Source organism: Bradyrhizobium sp. CCBAU 11386 (assembly GCF_028128955.1).
Lineage (GTDB): Bacteria > Pseudomonadota > Alphaproteobacteria > Rhizobiales > Xanthobacteraceae > Bradyrhizobium.
The window spans coordinates 164,721-184,021 of sequence record NZ_LBKA01000259.1; the positions used below are offsets into that span (position 1 = coordinate 164,721).

Annotated in this window: 18 protein-coding genes; 12 read left to right on the forward strand and 6 right to left on the reverse strand. The window is 65.6% G+C overall.

From position 1 onward, the window contains the following. The first annotated feature begins 9 nt into the window (after window positions 1-9). From XI09_RS41350 to XI09_RS41360, 3 genes are read left to right on the forward strand one after another with little or no spacing between them, the layout of a single operon-like run. Window positions 10-741 (forward strand): amino acid ABC transporter permease, encoded by a 732-nt coding sequence (locus XI09_RS41350; RefSeq protein ID WP_271572058.1) that lies wholly within the window; start codon window positions 10-12, stop codon window positions 739-741. Further along, the gene (locus tag XI09_RS41355) at window positions 738-1,529 is read left to right on the forward strand and encodes an amino acid ABC transporter ATP-binding protein (protein ID WP_271572059.1); all 792 of its coding nucleotides are present in this window, start codon (window positions 738-740) and stop codon (window positions 1,527-1,529) included. The genes XI09_RS41350 and XI09_RS41355 overlap by 4 nt, the downstream gene beginning before the upstream one ends. A gap of 26 nt (window positions 1,530-1,555) precedes the next feature. After that, window positions 1,556-2,488, forward strand: a complete 933-nt coding sequence (locus XI09_RS41360; protein ID WP_271572060.1) for a dihydrodipicolinate synthase family protein — start codon at window positions 1,556-1,558, stop codon at window positions 2,486-2,488. Here the strand turns inward: XI09_RS41360 and XI09_RS41365 are convergent. The 6 genes from XI09_RS41365 to XI09_RS41390 are packed head-to-tail and all read right to left on the reverse strand — an operon-like array spanning window position 2,485 to window position 8,052. Next, a complete protein-coding gene (locus XI09_RS41365) occupies window positions 2,485-3,789 on the reverse strand; it encodes an LLM class flavin-dependent oxidoreductase (protein ID WP_271572061.1) in 1,305 nt (434 codons plus the stop codon). The genes XI09_RS41360 and XI09_RS41365 overlap by 4 nt on opposite strands. 4 nt (window positions 3,790-3,793) lie before the next feature. Further along, window positions 3,794-4,552: an ABC transporter permease gene (locus tag XI09_RS41370; protein ID WP_271572062.1), complete on the reverse strand. Its 759-nt coding sequence runs from the start codon at window positions 4,550-4,552 to the stop codon at window positions 3,794-3,796. Further along, the gene (locus XI09_RS41375) at window positions 4,549-5,364 is read right to left on the reverse strand and encodes an ABC transporter permease (protein WP_271572063.1); all 816 of its coding nucleotides are present in this window, start codon (window positions 5,362-5,364) and stop codon (window positions 4,549-4,551) included. The genes XI09_RS41370 and XI09_RS41375 overlap by 4 nt, the downstream gene beginning before the upstream one ends. Further along, window positions 5,361-6,377, reverse strand: a complete 1,017-nt coding sequence (locus tag XI09_RS41380; protein ID WP_271572064.1) for an ABC transporter substrate-binding protein — start codon at window positions 6,375-6,377, stop codon at window positions 5,361-5,363. Before XI09_RS41380 ends, XI09_RS41375 begins: the two co-directional genes overlap by 4 nt. Before the next feature lie 23 nt (window positions 6,378-6,400). Next, window positions 6,401-7,192, reverse strand: coding sequence for a class II aldolase/adducin family protein (locus tag XI09_RS41385; protein WP_271572065.1), 792 nt, complete (start codon window positions 7,190-7,192; stop codon window positions 6,401-6,403). Then, on the reverse strand, window positions 7,189-8,052 hold the full coding sequence (locus tag XI09_RS41390; protein WP_271572066.1) for an ABC transporter ATP-binding protein: 864 nt from the start codon (window positions 8,050-8,052) through the stop codon (window positions 7,189-7,191). Before XI09_RS41390 ends, XI09_RS41385 begins: the two co-directional genes overlap by 4 nt. A 263-nt stretch (window positions 8,053-8,315) precedes the next feature. Between XI09_RS41390 and XI09_RS41395 the strand changes: the two genes are divergently transcribed. The 9 genes from XI09_RS41395 to XI09_RS41435 all read left to right on the forward strand — a co-directional run bounded on the left by XI09_RS41395 (window position 8,316) and on the right by XI09_RS41435 (window position 19,293). Then, the gene (locus XI09_RS41395; RefSeq protein ID WP_271572067.1) at window positions 8,316-8,993 is read left to right on the forward strand and encodes a GntR family transcriptional regulator; all 678 of its coding nucleotides are present in this window, start codon (window positions 8,316-8,318) and stop codon (window positions 8,991-8,993) included. Window positions 8,994-9,061: 68 nt separating this feature from the next. After that, complete coding sequence (locus tag XI09_RS41400) at window positions 9,062-9,841, forward strand: SDR family oxidoreductase (RefSeq protein WP_027548966.1); 780 nt, start codon at window positions 9,062-9,064, stop codon at window positions 9,839-9,841. Between the two features lie 7 nt (window positions 9,842-9,848). Next, complete coding sequence (locus tag XI09_RS41405) at window positions 9,849-10,994, forward strand: pyridoxal phosphate-dependent aminotransferase (RefSeq protein ID WP_271572068.1); 1,146 nt, start codon at window positions 9,849-9,851, stop codon at window positions 10,992-10,994. A 10-nt stretch (window positions 10,995-11,004) separates the two neighbouring features. Beyond that, complete coding sequence (locus XI09_RS41410) at window positions 11,005-11,886, forward strand: alpha/beta fold hydrolase (RefSeq protein WP_271572069.1); 882 nt, start codon at window positions 11,005-11,007, stop codon at window positions 11,884-11,886. A gap of 4 nt (window positions 11,887-11,890) precedes the next feature. Further along, window positions 11,891-13,144, forward strand: a complete 1,254-nt coding sequence (locus tag XI09_RS41415; protein ID WP_271572070.1) for a Zn-dependent hydrolase — start codon at window positions 11,891-11,893, stop codon at window positions 13,142-13,144. An 8-nt stretch (window positions 13,145-13,152) separates the two neighbouring features. Next, entirely contained in the window at window positions 13,153-13,683 is a 531-nt protein-coding gene (locus XI09_RS41420) for a flavin reductase (protein ID WP_271572071.1), read from the forward strand. Window positions 13,684-13,801: 118 nt separating this feature from the next. Next, the gene (gene pdxR / locus XI09_RS41425; RefSeq protein ID WP_271572072.1) at window positions 13,802-15,280 is read left to right on the forward strand and encodes a MocR-like pyridoxine biosynthesis transcription factor PdxR; all 1,479 of its coding nucleotides are present in this window, start codon (window positions 13,802-13,804) and stop codon (window positions 15,278-15,280) included. 426 nt (window positions 15,281-15,706) lie between these two features. Beyond that, a complete protein-coding gene (locus tag XI09_RS41430) occupies window positions 15,707-17,716 on the forward strand; it encodes a hydantoinase/oxoprolinase family protein (protein ID WP_271572073.1) in 2,010 nt (669 codons plus the stop codon). Beyond that, window positions 17,713-19,293, forward strand: a complete 1,581-nt coding sequence (locus XI09_RS41435; protein ID WP_271572074.1) for a hydantoinase B/oxoprolinase family protein — start codon at window positions 17,713-17,715, stop codon at window positions 19,291-19,293. The genes XI09_RS41430 and XI09_RS41435 overlap by 4 nt, the downstream gene beginning before the upstream one ends. Window positions 19,294-19,301: the final 8 nt, after the last annotated feature.

Here is a 19,301-nt window from a genome sequence, read left to right on the forward strand (position 1 = left end):
GACGAGCCGATGAGCCATTTCAGTCCGACGGCCGCCGTCAACTACTTCTTCAACTACTTCCTGATGAAGGGTGTGCTCGTCACCATCGGCCTGACGGTGGCGGCCGTCATCGGCGGATTGATCCTCGGCATGGGCATCGCGTTGATGCGCATGTCGTCCAATCCGGTGCTATCAGGCTTCTCGCGCTTCTACATCTGGTTCTTCCGCGGCACGCCGCTGCTGATCCAGCTCGTGGTGATCTACAGCGGCTTGCCGCAGCTCGGGATCAAGTTCTCCGTCATCACCTGCGCGCTGGTCGGGCTCATTCTCAACGAGGCGGCCTACCTCGCCGAGATCGTGCGCAGCGGCTTCATGGCCGTCTCGGCGGGGCAGCGCGAAGCTGCCTGGGCGCTCAGCCTGTCGCCCTGGGTGACGTTCCGACGCGTGACCCTGCCGCAGGCGTTCCGGCTGATGATCCCGCCGCTCGGCAACTCCATCAATTCGCTGCTGAAGGCGACCTCGCTCGCCTCGGTGATCTCGGTCGAGGAGCTCATGCGCCGCAGCGACATGCTGATGCAGGAGCATTTCCAGATCCTCGAGGTTTATGCGGCGGCCACGGCCTATTACCTGATCCTCACCTCGGTCTGGGATGCGATTCAACGCCGGCTGGAGAAGCACTTTGGTCGGTCGAGCGCTGCGAAATCCAGGCGGGTCGCGGCGAGGGCGCCGGTTGCGCAGGCAAGCGTGGAGGCCCGCGCATGAGCGAGATATCGATGAATACGGCTAGCGGCGTCGAAGGTGCAACGCAGCTCCGTGAGGTGCCTGCGGTTCGCATGGAAGCCGTCTACAAGCACTATGGCGACTTCACCGCGTTGAATGAGGTGGATCTCAAGGTCGCCAAAGGCGAGAAGATCGTGGTCTGCGGTCCCTCCGGCTCGGGCAAGTCGACGCTCATTCGCTGCATCAATCACATCGAGAAGCACGACGAGGGCCTGATCTACGTCAACGGCGTCGAGCTCGATCGCCAGCGCAAGAACATCGATGCGGTCAGGCGCGACACCGGCATGGTGTTCCAGAGCTTCAACCTGTTCCCGCACATGACGGTGCTGGAGAATTGCATCCTGGCACCAATGACCGTGAACAGCATGTCCGAAGCGGAGGCGAAGGACCTCGCCATGCACTTCCTCACCAAGGTCCGGATTCCCGATCAGGCCGAAAAATTTCCCGGGCAGTTGTCGGGCGGCCAGCAGCAGCGTGTCGCGATCGCGCGCGCGCTGTGCATGCGGCCGAAGATCATGCTGTTCGACGAGCCGACCTCCGCACTCGACCCCGAGATGGTCAAGGAAGTCCTGGAGACCATGAAGAAGCTTGCGGAGGAGGGCATGACCATGCTGTGCGTGACCCACGAGATGGGCTTCGCCCGCGAGGTCGCCGACCGCATCGTATTCATGAACGAGGGCAAGGTGGTCGAGCAGGCCGCGCCGGAGGAGTTCTTCCAGCATCCGAAGTCCGAGCGGGCGCGGGTGTTCCTCGACCAGATCATCCATTAGCCGGCGCGGCGGCGGTGTCCGGCGAAATGACGCAGACATTCGGCGATCGCCTGCGCGGCATCCATGCCGCCACGATCGTGCCGATGATGCCCGACTTCGGGATCGATGAGGCGCAGCTGGCGGTGCATCTGGCCTCGGTCGCGTCCACGCCCGGCATCAATGGACTCCTGGTCAACGGCCACGCCGGCGAGAACTTCGTGCTGTCACTTGCCGAGAAGCGGCGCGTGGTGGAGCTGGCGCGCGCGCATGTTCCGAACGGCTGCCTGATCGTCTCCGGTGTCAACCATGAATCGAGCCTGGAGGCTGCGCGCGAGGCGGCCGCGCTGGAGCAGGCTGGCGCGGATGGCCTCCTGGTGTTCCCTCCCAACAGCTGGGCGCTCGGTCACGCCGATGGCTGCGTCATCGAGCATCATCGCCGTATCCGCGACGCGACAACCTCACCCTTGATGCTCTATGCCGCACCGGTCGGCGCGGGAGCCATGGCCTATGCGCCGCCGCTGCTGGAGCAGCTCATCGCCGATCGCCGCTTCGTCGCGATCAAGGAGGGCAGCTGGGAGGTCGCGACTTACGAGCAGAATCTGAGGTTGGTTCACAAGCTGCGTCCGGAGTTCGTCGTGCTCGGCTCCGGCGACGAACATCTGCTGACGAGCTATCTCGTCGGCTCGGCCGGCAGCCAGGTCAGCCTTGCCTGCGTCGTGCCAGAACTCGTCGTCAGCCTCTGGACTGCGGCCGAGGCCGGCGATTGGGAGCGAGCGCGTGCCGCGCACGAGAAGCTTTATCCGCTGGCGGTCGCGATCTACCGCGATGCGCCCGGGGGACGGGCAACAGTACGGCTCAAGGCCTGCCTGAAGCTGCTCGGACGTCTGGCGTGCGACGCGGCACGGCCGCCGCAGCCGCCCGCAACGGCGAACGAATTGCGGGCGCTGGAACAGGCACTTCGGATCGCCGGCGCGCTCTAAGCCTCGAAGAACGGATTGGCTGGCCGCGCGAGGCCGAGGTGATCGCGCAATGTCGTGCCCTCATAGCCCGCGCGGAACAGCCCGCGCTCCTGCAAGATGGGTACGACGAGCTCGACGAAATCCTCGAACCCTTCGTGGAAATAGGGCGGCATGACGTTGAAGCCGTCGGCAGCGTGCTCCTCGAACCAGAGCTGGAGGGTATCGGCGATGCGCTCGGCCGAGCCGCACAGCACCCAATGGCCACGGGCGGCGGCGGTGAGATTGTAGAGATCGCGCAGCGTCATGTTCTCGCGGCGGCCCTTGGCGAGCATGACGCTGGCGAAACTGTGATAGCTGTCGGACGGTGCGATGTCCGGGATCGGTCCGTCGAGGTCATAGGCCGACATGTCCCGGCCGAAGCGGTCGGACAGGATCGCGAGCGCATTGCTGCCGCTGACAAAGCTCTGGAGCACGTTGAGTTTCTCGAACGCCTCCTTGTCGGTGCGGCCGACGACGGGCATCACGCCCGGCAGTACCGTGACGTCGTCAGCCTTGCGGCCGAACGCCGGCAGTCGCGTCTTCAATGACGTGTAACCGGCCTTGGCCTCCTCGATGTCCTGCACCACCGAGAATACGATATCGGCGGTGCGCGCGGCGAGCGCTTGCCCGGCCTCGGAGCCGCCGGCTTGCAGCACGACGGGGCGGCCTTGCGGGCTGCGGCCGATGTTGAGCGGGCCCTTCACCTTGAAGAACGCGCCGTCATGGTCGATCGGGCGGAGTTTTGCCGGGTCGATGTAGAGGCCGCTGGCGCGGTCGGCGACGATCGCATCATCAGCCCAGCCGTCCCACAGGCCCTTGACGACGTCGAGGAATTCGCCGGCCATCTCGTAGCGCCGCGCGTGGTCGGGATGGGTGGTGCCGAAATTCGCGGCCGTGGCCGGATTGGCCGTCGTCACCGCGTTCCACGCCGCGCGTCCCCCGGAGATGTGATCGAGCGAGGCGAACACACGCGCGACCGAGAACGGATCGCTGTAGGTGGTCGAGACGGTCGCGCCGAGCCCGATATGGCTGGTCGACGTCGCGAGCGCGGCCAGCATCGTCAACGGCTCGAGCCGCAGCGTGTAGGAGGGATGGGCGGCGGCATCGGCATAGAGATTGTCGCCCATGAAGATCAGGTCGAACTTGCCGCGCTCGGCGGTGCGGCCGATCTCCTGGATCGCCGCAAAGTCCTGGAAGCTGTCGACCGCGCCGGGATAGCGCCAGCCGGCGACGTGGCTGCCGGTTCCCAGGATGAACAGGCCGAGATGCATCTGTCGTTTCATGGCGTCATGTCCAGAACAGGATTTTTCGCTCGAGGAAGCCGATCAGGCCGAAGAAGGCGAGGCTCGCCGCGGATGCGACGAAGATCGCCGCCCAGACCTGGACGAAGTCGATCTGGAGCACGGCCTGGTAGATCACCCAGCCGAGCCCGCCATGCGCGCCGAGCATCTCGGTGACGATCGCCACGATCACGCTGCGCACGGTCGAGACGCGCATGCCCGCGAGCAGCAGCGGCAGGGCGGTCGGCAGGCGCAGGCGCCACAGCACACCGAAGCGGCTTGCGCCAAAACTCTTCATGAGATCGACGGCGCGGCGGTCGACACGATCGAGCCCGGCCAGCATCGACAGCAGGATGGTGAAGCTCACCGCCATCGCCACCATCACGATCTTCGAGCTGACGCCGATGCCGAACCACAGCAGGATCAGCGGCGAATAGCCGACCACGGGCACCGAATTGATCGCGGTCGCGAGCGGCAGGATCGCGCTGCGAAGCGCCGGAACCAATGCGATTGCGACGGCGAGGCCGATACCGATCAGGCAGCCGAGGCCATAGCCCACCAGCGCTTCGAGCAGGGTGTAGCCGGCAGCGTCAATGAGTGTCGCGCGCTTGGACCAGAGGCCTGCGAGGATGTCGCTGACGGCGGGCAGAACATAGGCCGGCAGATGCAGTCCGCGCGCCGCGCCTTCCCAGCATGCGACCAGGAGGACGGCGCCCAGGATGCCGCGCTGGACGGCGAGCGAAGGTGAGGCGAGCGCGCGGCTCATTGCTCGGCGTTCCAGAACACCAGCCGTCGCTCGACCGCAGCGACGACCGCATAGAAGCCGGTGCCGAGCAGCGCGGCGGCGAGCAGGGCGGCCCAGATCGCGACGACGTTCTCGGTGAACATGGCCTGGAGCAGCAGCACGCCGAGCCCGGTGGTGTCGCCGAACCATTCGCCGACGATGGCCCCGACCAGGCTCAGCGATGCGGCCAGCCGCAGCGCGACGAAGATCTGCGGCAATGCGGTTGGAAGCTGCAAGCGGAGCAGGAGCTGGCGGTTGGAGGCGCCGAAGCTGCGCATCAAGGCGACCTGCTTGGGATCGACGGTTTCGAGGCCCAGCAGCGTGTTCACCGTCACCGGAAAGAAGGTCAGATAGAACGCGATGATCGCCTTGGCGAGCAGCGCATTGCCGAACCACAGCACCACGAGCGCCCCGAAGGCGATGACCGGAATGGTCTGCGACACCACGAAGATCGGAAACACCATCTCGCGCAGCGCGCGGACGCGGAAGAACACGACGCCCATGAGCACGCCGAAGGCGCCGCCCGAAGCAAAGCCGATCAGGGTTTCGGCTAGCGTGCGCAGGAAGCCGTCGACATAGGCGCGGGGCGTGGCCGCCATCGCCATCAGGATGGTGCTGAGGCGCGGCAGATAATAGGGCCGGATGCCGAACAGTTGCACCACGCCTTCCCAGATCACCGCCGCGACAACGAGACCGAGCAGGAGCCGGATCAGCTTGCGCAGCCAGGCCGGCATCGCCATCGACCGCGCGGCCGCGCCGGCCTCACCAAGCGATGTCGCCACAGGGCTGCTCACGGCAGCCGGTCCGCCTGCGGAACGCTCTGGATGAAGCTTGCATCATACGCGGCAGCAAGATCCAGCGGCTTGGAGATCACGCCGTACTTCAGGAAGAAGTCGTGGGCAGTCTTGACCGCGTCGGCATCGATCCAGAACATGCCGTTCTTCGCGGCCGCGCCTGATGTCATCAGGCGCTTCACTTCGGTGAGCATGAACTCCTGCTGCGCGCGGTCGAGCGTCGGGGCTGTGGCCATCACGGTGTCGACGGCGCCCTTGGGATCGGAGAAAGCGTCCTTCCAGCCCTTCAGCGACGCCCGCACGAAAGCCTTGACCAGCTCCGGCTTCTCCTTGGCGGTGGCCTCGGCCACGATCAGCGTGTCGCGCGGGAAGGTGATGCCGTAATCCTCGGCGACGAAGGTCTTCAAACTGTCCTTCGGCATGCGCGACTGGATGGTGTAGAACTCGTTGTAATAGGTCGCCGTGACCACATCGACGCTGCCGTCCACGAAGGGCGTCACCGAAACCTGCTGCGGCTGGATCTTCAGTTCATCCGGCTTGATGCCTTCCTTGGCCAGCATGCCGTTCAGCACGTGGTTGGCGCCGGTGAACCAGGTGGTGACGGTCTTGCCCTTGAAGTCCTGGATCGTCTTCACCGGCCCGTCCTTGCGGGTGACGAAGATGAACGGGGTGATCTGGTGCGACACGCCGATGCAGACGATCGGCAGCCCCTTGTCGCGCGCCGCGAACACGCTGTCGGTGCCGCCGGAGAGGCCGAACGTGTCGGCGCCGGTCGCGACCAGGTTTTCGGTGAGCAGGTTGGGTCCGCCGGGATTGATGGTGAGGTCGATGCCCTCGGCCCTGTAGTAGCCCTTGGCGGCCGCGACATAGAAGCCGGCGAACTGCGCCTGCGGCAGCCATTTCAGGCGCAGGCTCGCCTTCTGCAGCTCGGCCGCGGACGCGGCCGTGACAAGCGAGCCGGTCGCCAGTGCGATGGCGGAGAGGACGGAGAAAGCGTGGCGTCGGCTCAACATGGTCATACTCCAGGCGGTGAAAATCAATTGCGATAAGACGGATCGGTGCGGTCGAGCTGGCGCATCAGCGCCGGCCATTCGCGTTCGCCGGGCACGAGGATGTCGCCCTGCAATTCCCAGAACTGGCGCGCGGCTTTCTCGCAGACCTCGTGTGGCGGCATCACCAGCTTGGCGCCGGCTGCGGCAGCCGCTTGCATCTGGAGCTGGATTCGCGCGGCGCGCTCGAAATAATAGAGCAGCATGAAGGCCTCGCCCGGCGTCCGGCCGACGGTGAGGATGCCGTGGTTGCGCATCAGCATGACCTTGTGGGGACCGAGATCCCGCACCAGGCGAACCTGCTCGTCGAGGTCGATGGCGACGCCTTCGTAGTCGTGAAAGGCCTGGCGGTCGTAGAAGCGCATCGCGAACTGGCTGAGCGGCAACAGGCCTTTCTCTTGCCCTGAGACCGCGACGCTTGCGTCGGAATGGGTGTGCAGGACGCAGGCTGCGTCGTGGTTCGAGGTGTGGATCGCGGCATGGATGACGAAGGCCGCGACATTGACCGCATAAGGCGTATCGTCGAGCTTGTTGCCCTTGGTGTCGATCTTCAGAAGGCTCGACGCCGTGATCTCGTCGAACAGCAGGCCGTAGGGATTGATGAGAAACTGATCCTCGTGGCCGGGCACGCGCAGGGAGATGTGATTGTAGATCAGGTCGTCCATACCGAGCTTGGCGACCATGCGATAGCAGGCCGCGAGCTTGATCCGGGCATCCCACTCGGCCGGCTCGATCCCGCGCGGCACGGCTTGCGGTTCTCTCGCTGACATCGCGTTCACGGCGTCTTCTCCTGCGCGATGGAGGATTGGAACGACTTCATGCTTTCCTCCTCGATGGCATCGAGCAGCGTGCGCTTGAGGCGCACGAATTCGGGGGAGGTGACGATCTCGGGCCGGCGCGGGCGGGGGAGGTCGACGACCTGTTCGAGCTTCACCGAGCCGGGACGCGCCGTCATGACGAGCACGCGGTCGCCGAGGAAGATCGCCTCGTCGACGTCATGGGTGATGAAGAGAATGGTGCGGCGGTATTTCTGCCAGACGTCGAGCAGCCAGCGCTGCATCATCGCCCGCGTCAGCGCATCGAGCGCGCCGAACGGCTCGTCCAGCAGCATCAGATCGCGTTCGAACAGGAAGGTCCGCATCAGGGCGACGCGCTGGCGCATGCCGCCGGACAATTGGTTGGGATATTGCTTCTCGAAGCCGGCGAGCCCGAACTCGGGCAGCATCTTCAGCGCCTTGGCGCGCGCCTGGTCGCGCGGCATGCCCTCGACCTCGAGCGCGAGAATGGCGTTGTCGACGACGTTGCGCCAGGGAAACAGCAGGTCGCGCTGCGGCATGAAGGAGACGCGGCCGAGCAGGTCGGCGGCATGGCAGCTCTTGCCTTCGAAGCGCAGGATGCCGCCGGTGTCGGGTTCTTCGAGGCCAGCGACGATGTTGAAGAGGGTGCTCTTGCCGCAGCCGCTCGGGCCGACGACGGTGACGAACTCGCCGGGGGCGACGCTCGCCTGGAGTCCCGACAGCGCTGCGACGGGACCGAAGGTCTTGTTGATCGCACGCAGTTCGAGCAGCGGCTCAGGCTTTGGTTGCGCCTGCGGGGCTTCGGTGGCCGGTCCGGGATGGGGGAGGCGGGCAGCCTGCACCGGGATGTCCTTGTATAATGGCGGCGGCCATTCGCATACGAAAGCGGACCGCGTCGAAATCTCTTAGCAACTCGTGTGCCAGTGCGATTTCCGGGCAAATCAGGCATAAGACTTGCGAGATCGACGGCGAATAGGTCGGAGTCGCGTGCGCCTCCGAGCGAAAATCAGTCCTCTCGCTGGAAGATGGGTGCCATTTTGTATACGTATATTGATATCGGAGAAACATGATGGCGGATATTGGTGCACATGTTGGAGGCAGACGCGTGAAAAATGGGCATGAAGCCTTGCCGGCCAGCCCGGGCATGACGCTCGCCGAGAGTCTGCGCCTGAAGCTCGAAGGGGCAATCGCGGCGGGGCATCTCGAGCCGGGCAGCCGGCTCGACGAGCAGGAGATCGCGCAGCGCTTCGGCGTCTCGCGCACGCCGGTGCGGGAGGCATTCCGCCTGATGGCCGCCAACAATCTGGTCGAGCTGCGCGGCCGGCAGGGCGCAACCGTCCGCAGCATCAAGGCGCAGGCGCTGATCGAGATGTTCCAGGTCATGGCGGAGCTGGAGGGGCTCTGCGCGCGGCTCGCCGCCCGGCGCGTTTCCCAGGCCTGGGGGGCTGAAATTGGCGAGATTCACCAGCGGCTTGTGACGTCTGGCGAAACCGGCAACATCGACGTTTTCTACGACATCAACCAGGAATTCCACGAAGCGATCTACGAAGCCTCGCGCAACGCCTTCCTGGCCGACCAGACCCGCAAGTTGCGCAACCAGGTCGCCGCGTATCGCCGCCGGGTGACACGCATGCCGAACCGGATCGCCGACACCATCCGCGAGCATGAGGCAATCATGCAGGCGATCCTGGCCCATGATCCGGAGCGGGCGCACAGCGCTATGCGGGACCACGTCAACCTGCTCGGCGACAACCTTCTGGACTTCCTCGCCGCCTTCGAATGACCCCTGATGTCGCTTGGTATGCAAATTGCTAGACCTTGTATATCTAGCTTGCATCCTGGAGACCCGGAGTGGACCTGAAGCTGACGAACAAGACCGCCCTGATCACCGGCGCGTCGAAAGGAATTGGACTTGCGGTGGCCGAGCTCTTCGCCGCGGAGGGCTGTCACCTGCATCTCGCCGCCCGCAATGGCGAGGCCATGCTCCAGGCCAAGCGTGATCTGGAAGCCCGTTTTGGTGTGAAGATCACCATCCACGCGCTCGACCTGTCGAGCACGGCTGCGATGGAGAAGCTCGCGGCGGAGGTCGGCGACATCGACATCCTCATCAACAATGCCGGCGACATCCCGGCCGGTTCGCTGGAAATTCTCGACGACGCGGCCTGGCGCCGCGGCTTCGATCTCAAGGTGTTCGGCTACATCACGCTGTCGCGTCTCTATTATCCGCGCATGAAGGGCAAGGACGGCGTCATCATCAACATCATCGGCAATTCCGGCGAGAACTGGGACGCGAGCTATATCGCGGGCTCGACCGGCAACGCCGCGCTGATGTCCTTCACCAAGGCGCTCGGTGGCCGCAGCCTCGATCACGGTGTGCGCGTCGTCGCGGTCAATCCGGGACCGGTCGCCACCGACCGCATGCTCAAGATCATGAAACGCAAGGCGATCGACATGCTCGGCGACGAAAGCCGCTGGGAAGAGCTGTTCGACAAATATCCCGGCAAGCGGCCGGCGACGTCAGAGGAGGTCGCCGATCTCGTCGCCTTCCTGTCCTCGCCGAGGTCCGGCTACATCACCGGCACCGTGGTGACGATCGACGGCGGCATTGCCGCCCGCGGCTCGGTGATCTGAGGCGTCGATGTCGAAGCCTCAATCCGCGGCACTGGTCCGCAACCGCTATTTCGATGAGCTCTCGGCGACGCCGGGACTCTACTGGCTCGGCCAGAACACCAACCACATCGAGAGCCACCCCGCCGTGCGCGAGGCGATGCTGCGCTCGATCGAGGCCGGCGAGTTCAATGCCTATGCTCCGCCGCTCGGCTTCGAGGCGCTGCGCGCTGCGATCGTCGCCGACCTCGGCACACCAGGCGCAGAGGCGCTAGTGACCGAGGGCGGCGTCAACGCGCTGGCGATGATCTGTCGCGCGCGCTGCAAGCCCGGCACGACGCTGGTGACGACCGATCCGACCTGGAAATGGCCGTGCCTGTTCGCGCGCCAGCAGGGCGCCGAGGTGATCGAGATTCCGATCTACGATCCGGCCTGCAACTACCGCCTGACGCCTGAGGCGCTGAAGGCGAATGTCGATGAGCGCACCGCGATCATCTATCTGGTCGATCCCAACAATCCGCTCGGCATCCGCTATACCCGCGAGGAGATCGAGAGTTTTGCGGCGATTGCGCGCGATTGCGGCGCGCTGCTGGTGCACGACTGCACCTACCGCGACTTCGCCGATGGCCACACGCCGGCGCTTCACGTGGCGCCGCAAGGCTCGGTCGTTTCGACCAGCTTTTCGAAATGGCTCGGGCTTGCCGGCCTGCGCATCGGTGCTCTGGTTGCTGCTCCCGATCTGTTCGAGGAACTGGCGCAGACTTCCACGAGCGTGCTTGGTGCGAGCGTCATCGCCCAGCGCGCGGCGCAGGCGGGATTGTCGGTCAAGGCCGAATGGATGAAGAAGGTCCGCAGCACCGACCGGGCCAACAAGGCGATGATCCAGGAGGCGGCGGCCGTGATCGAAGGGCTGACGCTGCCGATCATGCCCTCGCACGGAAACTTTCTGGTGCTGGAGACCATCGCGGCGGGCATCCGTCCCGAGGCGCTGGTCGAGTGCTATCGCCGGCAGGGCATCATGATCCGCCAGGGCACGTATCACACGCAGCGCTTCGGCGACCGTTTCGTCAAGATCAGCACCTCCGTGCCGCAGGCGTGGGTCGAAAAGCTCTGCACGCTGCTGCCGGACATGGTTGCGCAGGCGCGCACGCTCAATGACCTGCCGCCGCAATTCTAAGGTGATGCCGATGACGATGATCACGACCAGAGACGGCGTGAAGCTCCATGTGGAGGAGGCGGGCGAAGGCACGCCAATCCTCTTCATCCATGAATTCGGCGGCAATCACGAAAGCTGGGAGCCGCAGCTGCGCTATTTCAGCCGGCGCCATCGCTGCATCACCTACGCCGCACGCGGCTATCCGCCGTCGGATGTGCCTGATAGCGTGGAGGCCTATTCGCAGGCGATCACCGCTGACGATGCGGTCGCCGTGCTCGATGCGCTCCGAATCGAGAAGGCGCACATCGTCGGCCTCTCGATGGGCGGCTTTTGCACGGTGCATTTCGGCCTACGCACGCCGGAACGCGCCTTGTCGCTGACCGTGGCCGGCGCAGGCTATGGCTGTGAGAAGGAGTTTGAGGAGTATTTTCGCGGCGTCTCGCTTGAAGTCGCCGACAATTTCGAGAAACAGGGCGCCAAGGAATTCTCGAAGATCTATGCGCTCGGCGCCAGCCGGGTGCAGTTCCAGAACAAGGATCCGCGCGGCTGGCAGGAATTCGCCGACCGCCTCGCCACCCATTCCGATCGCGGCGCTGCCAACACCATGCGCGGCGTCCAGGCGCGGCGGCCGTCGTTCTACGATCTCGAGGACGGCTTGAAGACAATGATGGTGCCGACGCTGGTCGTCGTCGGCGACGAGGACGATCATTGTCTCCAGCCCGGCATCTTCCTGAAGAAGACCATTCCGGCCTGCGGTCTCTCCGTCTTCCCGAAGACCGGCCACACGCTCAATCTGGAAGAGCCGGCGGCGTTCAACGCGCTGCTCGCCGAGTTCATTGCCCAGGTCGAGGCTGGACGCTGGCTGCCGCGCGATCCGCGCGCGCTGCCGGGTCAGATCATGCGCACGAAGTAGGTCGATGGGATCGAGCACCCTGATCAACGCCGATCGGCTCTGGACCCGCCTGATGGCGCTCGCCGAGATCGGCGCGACGCCCGCCGGCGGGGTCAACCGTCAGGCACTGAGCGACGGCGAGATCGCGGCCTGGCGCCGCGTCATCGGCTGGGCACGCGAGGCGGGCCTGACGCCGTCGACGGATGCTGCGGGAAACCTGTTCCTGACGTTGGCTGGCCGCGATCGCGACGCGGCGCCGCTCCTGCTCGGCAGTCATCTCGACAGCCAGCCGACCGGCGGGAAATTCGACGGCGCGGCCGGCGTCATGGCGGCGTTAGAGGCGGCGGTCTCGCTCGCCGAGCAAAGTGACAGGCCGGCACGCGATGTCATCGTCGTCGCCTGGATGAACGAGGAAGGCTCGCGCTTCGCCCCGGGCATGATGGGCTCGGAAGCCTTTACCGGCGAGCGCGGTATGGACGCAATCCGCGCCGCGCGCGATGCAGACGGCATCAGCGTCGGCGAAGCGCTCGATCGTCTCCATCAGGCCTTTCCTGATATGCCGCCCAGGCCGCTCGGCTTCGCAGTCGGATCCTATCTCGAATTGCACATCGAGCAGGGACCGTTGCTCGAGGCGGCCGCCTGCACCATCGGCGTCGTCACCGGCATCCAGGGCAAGAAAACGTTTCAGGTGGTGGTCGAGGGAGCCGAGGGACACGCCGGCACGCTGGCGCAGCAGGAGAGGCGCGACGCGCTCGCGGCCTTTGCGCGGATGGCGGCGGCGCTCCATGCGGAGATCGGCACGGTCGATGCCGACATCAAGTTCACCATCGGCCGCGTTGCCGTGGCTCCGAACGCGCCGTCGGTGGTGCCGTCGCGCGTCAGCTTCAGCATCGATCTGCGCCATCCTGACAATGCGGTGCTCGATGCGGCGGGCGTGCGCATCGCTGCTCTTTGCCAAGAGAATGCATCGCCTTGCACGGTCACGGTGACACCGCTCGTCGATGCGCCGTCAAACGCCTTCGATGCGCGCCTGCGGGCAAGCATCGCAGAGGCCGCGCGAGGGCAGGGGCATTCCGCCATGGACATTCTATCGGCCGCCGGTCACGACGCCCGCCATCTCGCCAAGATCTGTCCCGCCGCGATGATCTTCATCCCGTGCCGCGACGGTGCAAGCCATGTTGAGCACGAATGGGCTGAGCCCAATCATGTTGCTGCCGGCGCCTCCGTGTTGGCGCAGGTGCTGCGTGGGCTGGCGTTTGCGCCTGCCATCGAGGGGTGAAGACGCCGATGCAGGACGTGGCCCCACAGGACTACCGCGACGCGATGGCCTGTCTCGGTGCGGCCGTCAACATCGTGACGACGGACGGCAGCGCGGGTCGCGCCGGATTTGCCGCATCCGCGATTTGCAGCGTCACCGACGATCCGCCGACGCTTCTGGTCTGCATCAACCGCGCGTCCTCGGCCTACGCCAGCGTGACGCGCAACGAGGTGGTGTGCGTCAACGTGCTCTCGGCCCGGCACGAGCCGCTGTCCCGGCTGTTCGGCGGCAAGGTGCCCGCCGAGGAACGGTTTGCCGCGGCCGCGTGGTCGACACTCGCAACCGGTGCGCCCATGCTGGCCGACTGCGCCGCGGCGTTCGACTGCCGGATTGCCGATATCGTCAATGTCGGCACGCATGACGTGCTGTTCTGCCGCGTCGTGGCCCTGCAACGATCCGGCAGCACCGACAATCTGATCTATTTCGGCCGCGCCTACCACACGGTCGGGGTGACCGATCCAGCCGAGGCTGGACCCGAATCCGCTCTTGACGCATCCTGAGGGGACGCTGGCGGCCATCGCCGGCCGATCCAACAGCCGCCTCCATGTGATGGACAGAGATCACCGCCCAAGCAAGCGCGTATCCCTTGCGGGGATGCATATCGACCGGAATTCGGCCGTGCCGCTGCACTTGCAGATCGCGGCGCACATCCGGGGCTGCATCCTGCGCGGCGTCTTTCCGGCCGGAACGCAATTTCTGGGATCGCGGGAGATTGCGCGGGAGTTGGGCTGCTCGCGCACGGTGGTGTTGACCGCGTGGGACCTGCTCTACGCCGAGGGCTATCTTGAATCGACCCCGCGCGGCAGCGTCATGGTGGCATCAGTCGCAACACCGCATGCGGAGCTGACGTCGGTGGCGTCGCCCGCGGCCGTGCCCGCCCATATGTCGAAGCGCTGGCAATCACTGCTTGCCTTCGACTACGAAACCAACTGGCCGTCGGAGTTCAGTCCCGGCGCGCCTGATATTTCGACGTTCCCCTTCAAGGACTGGTCGCGCCTGCTGCGCCAGGCCTGGCAGAATCCGCGAGAGCAGGAGTGCCTCGATCTTCCGCCCGAAGGTCATCCGCGGCTGCGCAGCGAGATCGCAAATTTCCTCGGCTCGGTGCGCGGCCTGGTCTGCTCGCCGGAGGAGGTCGTCGTCACGTCAGGCACGTCGGGGGCGCTCGATTTCTGTAGCCGGATGATCCTCGATCCCGGCGACGAGGTCTGGGTCGAGGAGCCCGGCTTTGTCGAGGCGCGATGGGCCCTCACGGCGGCCGGCGCGAAGCTCGTTCCGGTTCCGGTCGACGACAAGGGGCTGATCGTCTCGGAAGGGATCCGGCGCGCGCCGGGGGCGCGGTTGATCGTGGTCACGCCGTCACATCAATATCCGCTCGGCGTCAGCATGGGCCTGGAGCGGCGCATCGAGCTGCTCGACTGGGCCAACAAGAACGATGTCTGGGTGATCGAGGACGACTACAATTCGGAGTTCAGGCATCAGGACAGCATGATCGCGTCCTTGCGTTCGCTCGATCGCGAGGGGCGGGTGATCTATTTCGGCACCTTCTCGAAGATCATGATGCCGAGCCTGCGGCTCGGCTACATCGTCGCCAACAGGCATTTCATCGACGGGTTTTCCCGGGGCCGCGCGCGGATCGACGTCCACACCTCCGGCGTCGGTCAGCTCGCGCTCGCCGAGTTCATGCGGGAGGGACATCTGCTGCGGCATCTGCGCGGGATGCGCCGGGTCTATGCCGCCAGGCGAAAGGCGTTGATCGATGCGATCGCCACGCTGATGCCTGACGATTTGACCGTGTCTGCGGCGGTGACGGGACTGCATCTGGTGGCGCTGTTCACCGATGCGATGCGGGCGCGGATGAGTGACCGCGAGGCAGCCGGGGTCCTGAAGCAGGCGGGCATCCACGTGCAACCGCTGTCGCAGAATTTTCTGGAGCAGCCGACGTTGCAAGGCCTGGTGTTCGGATACGGGCGGCTGCGCGTCGAGGATGCAGCTCCGCTGCTTGCGAGAATCGCGGCTTGCATCGGCAGCGGCTGCCGCAATGCACCATCCGACCCGGCAATATCGTCTCTGACTGTTCGTACAATAAAGAGAGGCTGAGCCGACCGCCGTGCATGGCTCATAGGCAAGCGAATATCTCATCGTGCCGTTCGATCGCCTGTAAATTAGACAGATGATTTTGAGCGCTCCGATTGCGGTGCAGCGGACGTCATGATTCGTGCGGAGAAATCCGTGGTGCGCTGCACTTTTCTCGCTTGGAACAGCCCTCGTTGACGTGCTCCCTGCGCGGGCACCGCTGCACCAAAACGTGCAGCAGGTGGCGCGGTGCGCGGCGTCGCTCGCGCGCTGGTCTAGTGGTTTGCGACAACTCTGGCCCTATCCCGAGCCCATCGCTCTGTCGCACGCTCGCTCATGGTGGCATGACAGGGGATGCATGATGAGCGGTCTCGGTTTGGCATTGGACGTTGCGATGGACGGGAAGGACCCGGCGTCCGGTTCGGACGTCGTCCGTAGCTGACCCTGCACATGAGCGATTCCGAAAATCACTGGGAAGTCGGCACCGATATCGGTGGCACCTTCACCGATATCATCGCGATCCGGCGTGGCTCCGCGGAGGCACGGATCGCGAAGGTGCCATCGCGCCCGCAGGCGCCCGTTCAGGCGATGCTTGAGGCCACTGAGGCGGTGGGCCTGCGCAAGAGCGAGGTCAAGCGCTTCGTCCACGGCACCACGCGCGTGACCAACGCCATCGTCGAGGGCCGGCTGCCGAAGGTGGCGCTGGTCGCGACCGAAGGCTTTGCCGACGTGCTGGAGATCGCGCGCTATCGACGCCGCGATCTCTATCGTCTCGACATTCCGCCGAAATCGCCGCCCTTGGTGCCGCCCGAACGATGTTTCGGGCTCGCCGAGCGCCTCGATCACGAAGGCCGGGTGCTGAAGGCGCTGGATGACGCGGAGATCGAGCGACTGGTGGCGTGGCTGAAACAGACCGGCGTGCAGAGTGTCGCGGTGGCCTTGCTGCACGCCTATGCCAATCCGGTGCACGAAAAAATGCTTGGCGAGCGTCTCAAGGACGTCGTCGCCCACGTCTCGCTGTCGCACGAGGTCAATCCCGAGGCGCGCGAATATGAGCGGACCTCGGCGACCGTGTTCAACGCGGCCGCGATGCCGATCGCGGTGGAATATCTGAGCGAGCTGGAACAGCGCCTGCCGATCGGCGCCGGCTTGCAGGTGTTTCATTCGGCCGGCGCGATGATCCCGATTTCGGCGGTGAAGCGGCGGCCATTGGTGATGGCGATGTCGGGCCCGGCGGCCGGCGTTTCGGCCTCCGTCAGCATCGCGCGTCAGCTCGGCACGTCGCGCATGCTGACCTTCGACATGGGCGGCACCACGACCGACGTGTGCCTGATCGTGGACGGCCAGGCCGAGATGACCGACGGCCGCATGCTCGGCGACAAGCCACTGCGCCAGCCGATGCTCGCGGTTCATTCCATCGGTGCCGGCGGCGGATCGATCGTGCGCAACGGTCCGGGTGGCCTGACGGTCGGCCCGGAGAGCGCCGGCTCCGAGCCGGGGCCGGCCTGCTACGGTCGCGGCGGCACCGAGCCCACCATCACCGACGCCAACGCCGTGCTCGGATATCTCAATCCCGAGACCAAGCTTGGCGACCGCATCGGGATCGACATCAAGGCCGCCGCTGATGTCATCGCCCCGATCGCCCGCGCACTTGGATTGAGCCTGACCGAGACGGCGCTCGGCATCATCAAGGTCGCGAACGCGACGATGGCGCGTGCGCTCCGCCGTGTCACGGTCGAGCGCGGCATCGACGGGCGCGACTGCACGCTGCTCGCCTTCGGCGGCGGCGGACCGATGCATGCCGCGGGCCTTGCCGATCTCTACGGGATTGCAGCGGTCGTCGTGCCCAGTGCATCGAGCGCGTTCTCGGCGCTGGGCTGTCTCACCGCCGATTTCAGCTTCCTCCAGCAGCAGACCTTTCGCGCGGCGCTCGATGGCATCGATCTCGCGCGCGTATCGGAGCGGATCGGGACGTTGATCGCCGATGCATCGGCGCCGCTGATCGCCAACGGTGTCGCCAAGGCGGAGATCCAGGTCGAGCTGGTGGCCTTGATGCGCTACGCGGCGCAGAACGATGCCATTCCGGTGCCGTTTGCTCTGCCGCTCGACGTCGGCACGCTCAAGAAGGACTTCTTGGCGCGGCATCACGAGCTGTTCGGCTATGCGACGAAGGAGAGCTGCGTCATCGAATCCGTGCGTGTGCAGGCGCGCCGCCCGTCGACGACCGTTGTCAGCCGGCCGGCGACCGTGGCCCGCGCGGTGTCCACCGGCAAGCGCACCTGCTCGTTCGACGGCTTCCACGACATCGCAACTGCGATCATCGACCGCGCCGCAATGACCGACATCGTCAGCGGCCCGGCCATCATCGAAGACGCCTGGTCCACGGTGGTGGTGCCGCCCGGCTGGCAGGCGAGGCCCGATGCAACAGGCAATCTGTTCCTGACGCGGAGGGCGGCATGAAGCTCGATCCGTTCGTCGTCGAAGTCATCAGGCACGGGCTTTCCGCCGCCGCCGAAGAGATGAGCCTGGTGATGACGCGCTCGGCGCGTTCGCCGCTGCTCCGCGAGGCCGGCGATCTGTCATCGGCGATCACGGACGGCCGCGGCGGCCTGGTCGGGCAGGGCCGCGACATCCCGATCCATCTCGGCGCGATGGCCTACACCGTTCCGGAACTTCTGAAGGTCGTGCCGATCGAGACCCTGAACGACGGCGACGTGCTGATCTACAATGTCGGCGCGCTCGGCGGCAATCATCTCAACGACGTCAAGGTCGTGCGTCCCGTCTTCGTCGACGGCGAGATCGTGGCGTTTGCGGTCAGCCTCGCGCACTGGCCCGATATCGGCGGCACCTGGCCCGGCAGCTATTTTGCAAAAGCCGTTGACACGTTCCAGGAGGCGATGCGCATTCCGCCGGTGCTGATCGCGACTGCGGCCGGCGTCAACGCCCCGATCGTGCAGCTGCTCAAGGCCAACGTTCGCGACCCTGAGTCCTGCGAGGGCGATCTTTTGGCCCAGATCGCGGCGACCAAGGCCGGCGAGAAGCGCATCGTCGAGCTCTGCCGCGAGCACGGCAAGGCGGTGTTCACGGCGACGCAGTCGCGCCTGCACGATCTCTCTGAAATCGAGATGCGGGAGGCGCTCCGCGCGCTGCCCGATGGCGTCTACGAAGGCGAGGATTACCTCGACGACGGCAGCGTCAACAACGCCCCGGCGCGGATCCACGTCAAGATCACCATCGCGGACGACGAGGCGACCTTCGACCTGTCAGGAAGCTGCGATCGCGTCTCGAATTTCTGCAACACGACGCCGTTTATGGCGCGCTCGGCTGTCGCCTATGCGGCGCGTATCATGAGCGGGCGCGACATGCATCAGAACGCGGGCGCGCTCCGGCCTTTGACCATCATCACGCGCCCGGGCTCGATCCTGGAGCCGGGCTGGATGGCGTCCGTTGCCGCCGGCAACCACGAGACGTCCATGCGCATCGTCGATGCGATCTTCCGCGCCATGCAGCACACGATTCCCGAACGCCTGTCGGCGGGCGGGGCGACCACCGCAGGCGTGCTGTTCTTTGCCGAACCGCGGCCGAACGGTTCCTGGAAGATGCTCTACGAGGTCCACGGCGGCGGCGAGGGCGCGCGGCATGATCGGGCCGGCATCTCGGCAACCCGGGTGCATCTGTCCAACACCTCGAACACGCCGGTCGAGGTGATCGAGGCGAGCTACGCGATCCGCCTCGAGCAGCAGGCCATTCGTCGGCACTCCGGCGGCGCGGGGGCCCATCGCGGCGGTGACGGCTCCGTACGCACCTATCGCATCCTCGCACCCTCGATGCACCTGACCACCTGCATCGAACGCATGGTGATTGCGCCGTTCGGCATGCAGGGCGGCGAGGCCGGCAAGGCCTGCCGCATCTCGCTGGTCCGGCAGGGCGCAAACGTTGCGATCGACGGCAAATCAAATCTTGTGTTGCAGCAGGACGATCTCGTCACAATCGAGATGTGCGGCGGCGGTGGCTACGGCGCCGTGGCCGCGGAATGAAGGGATTG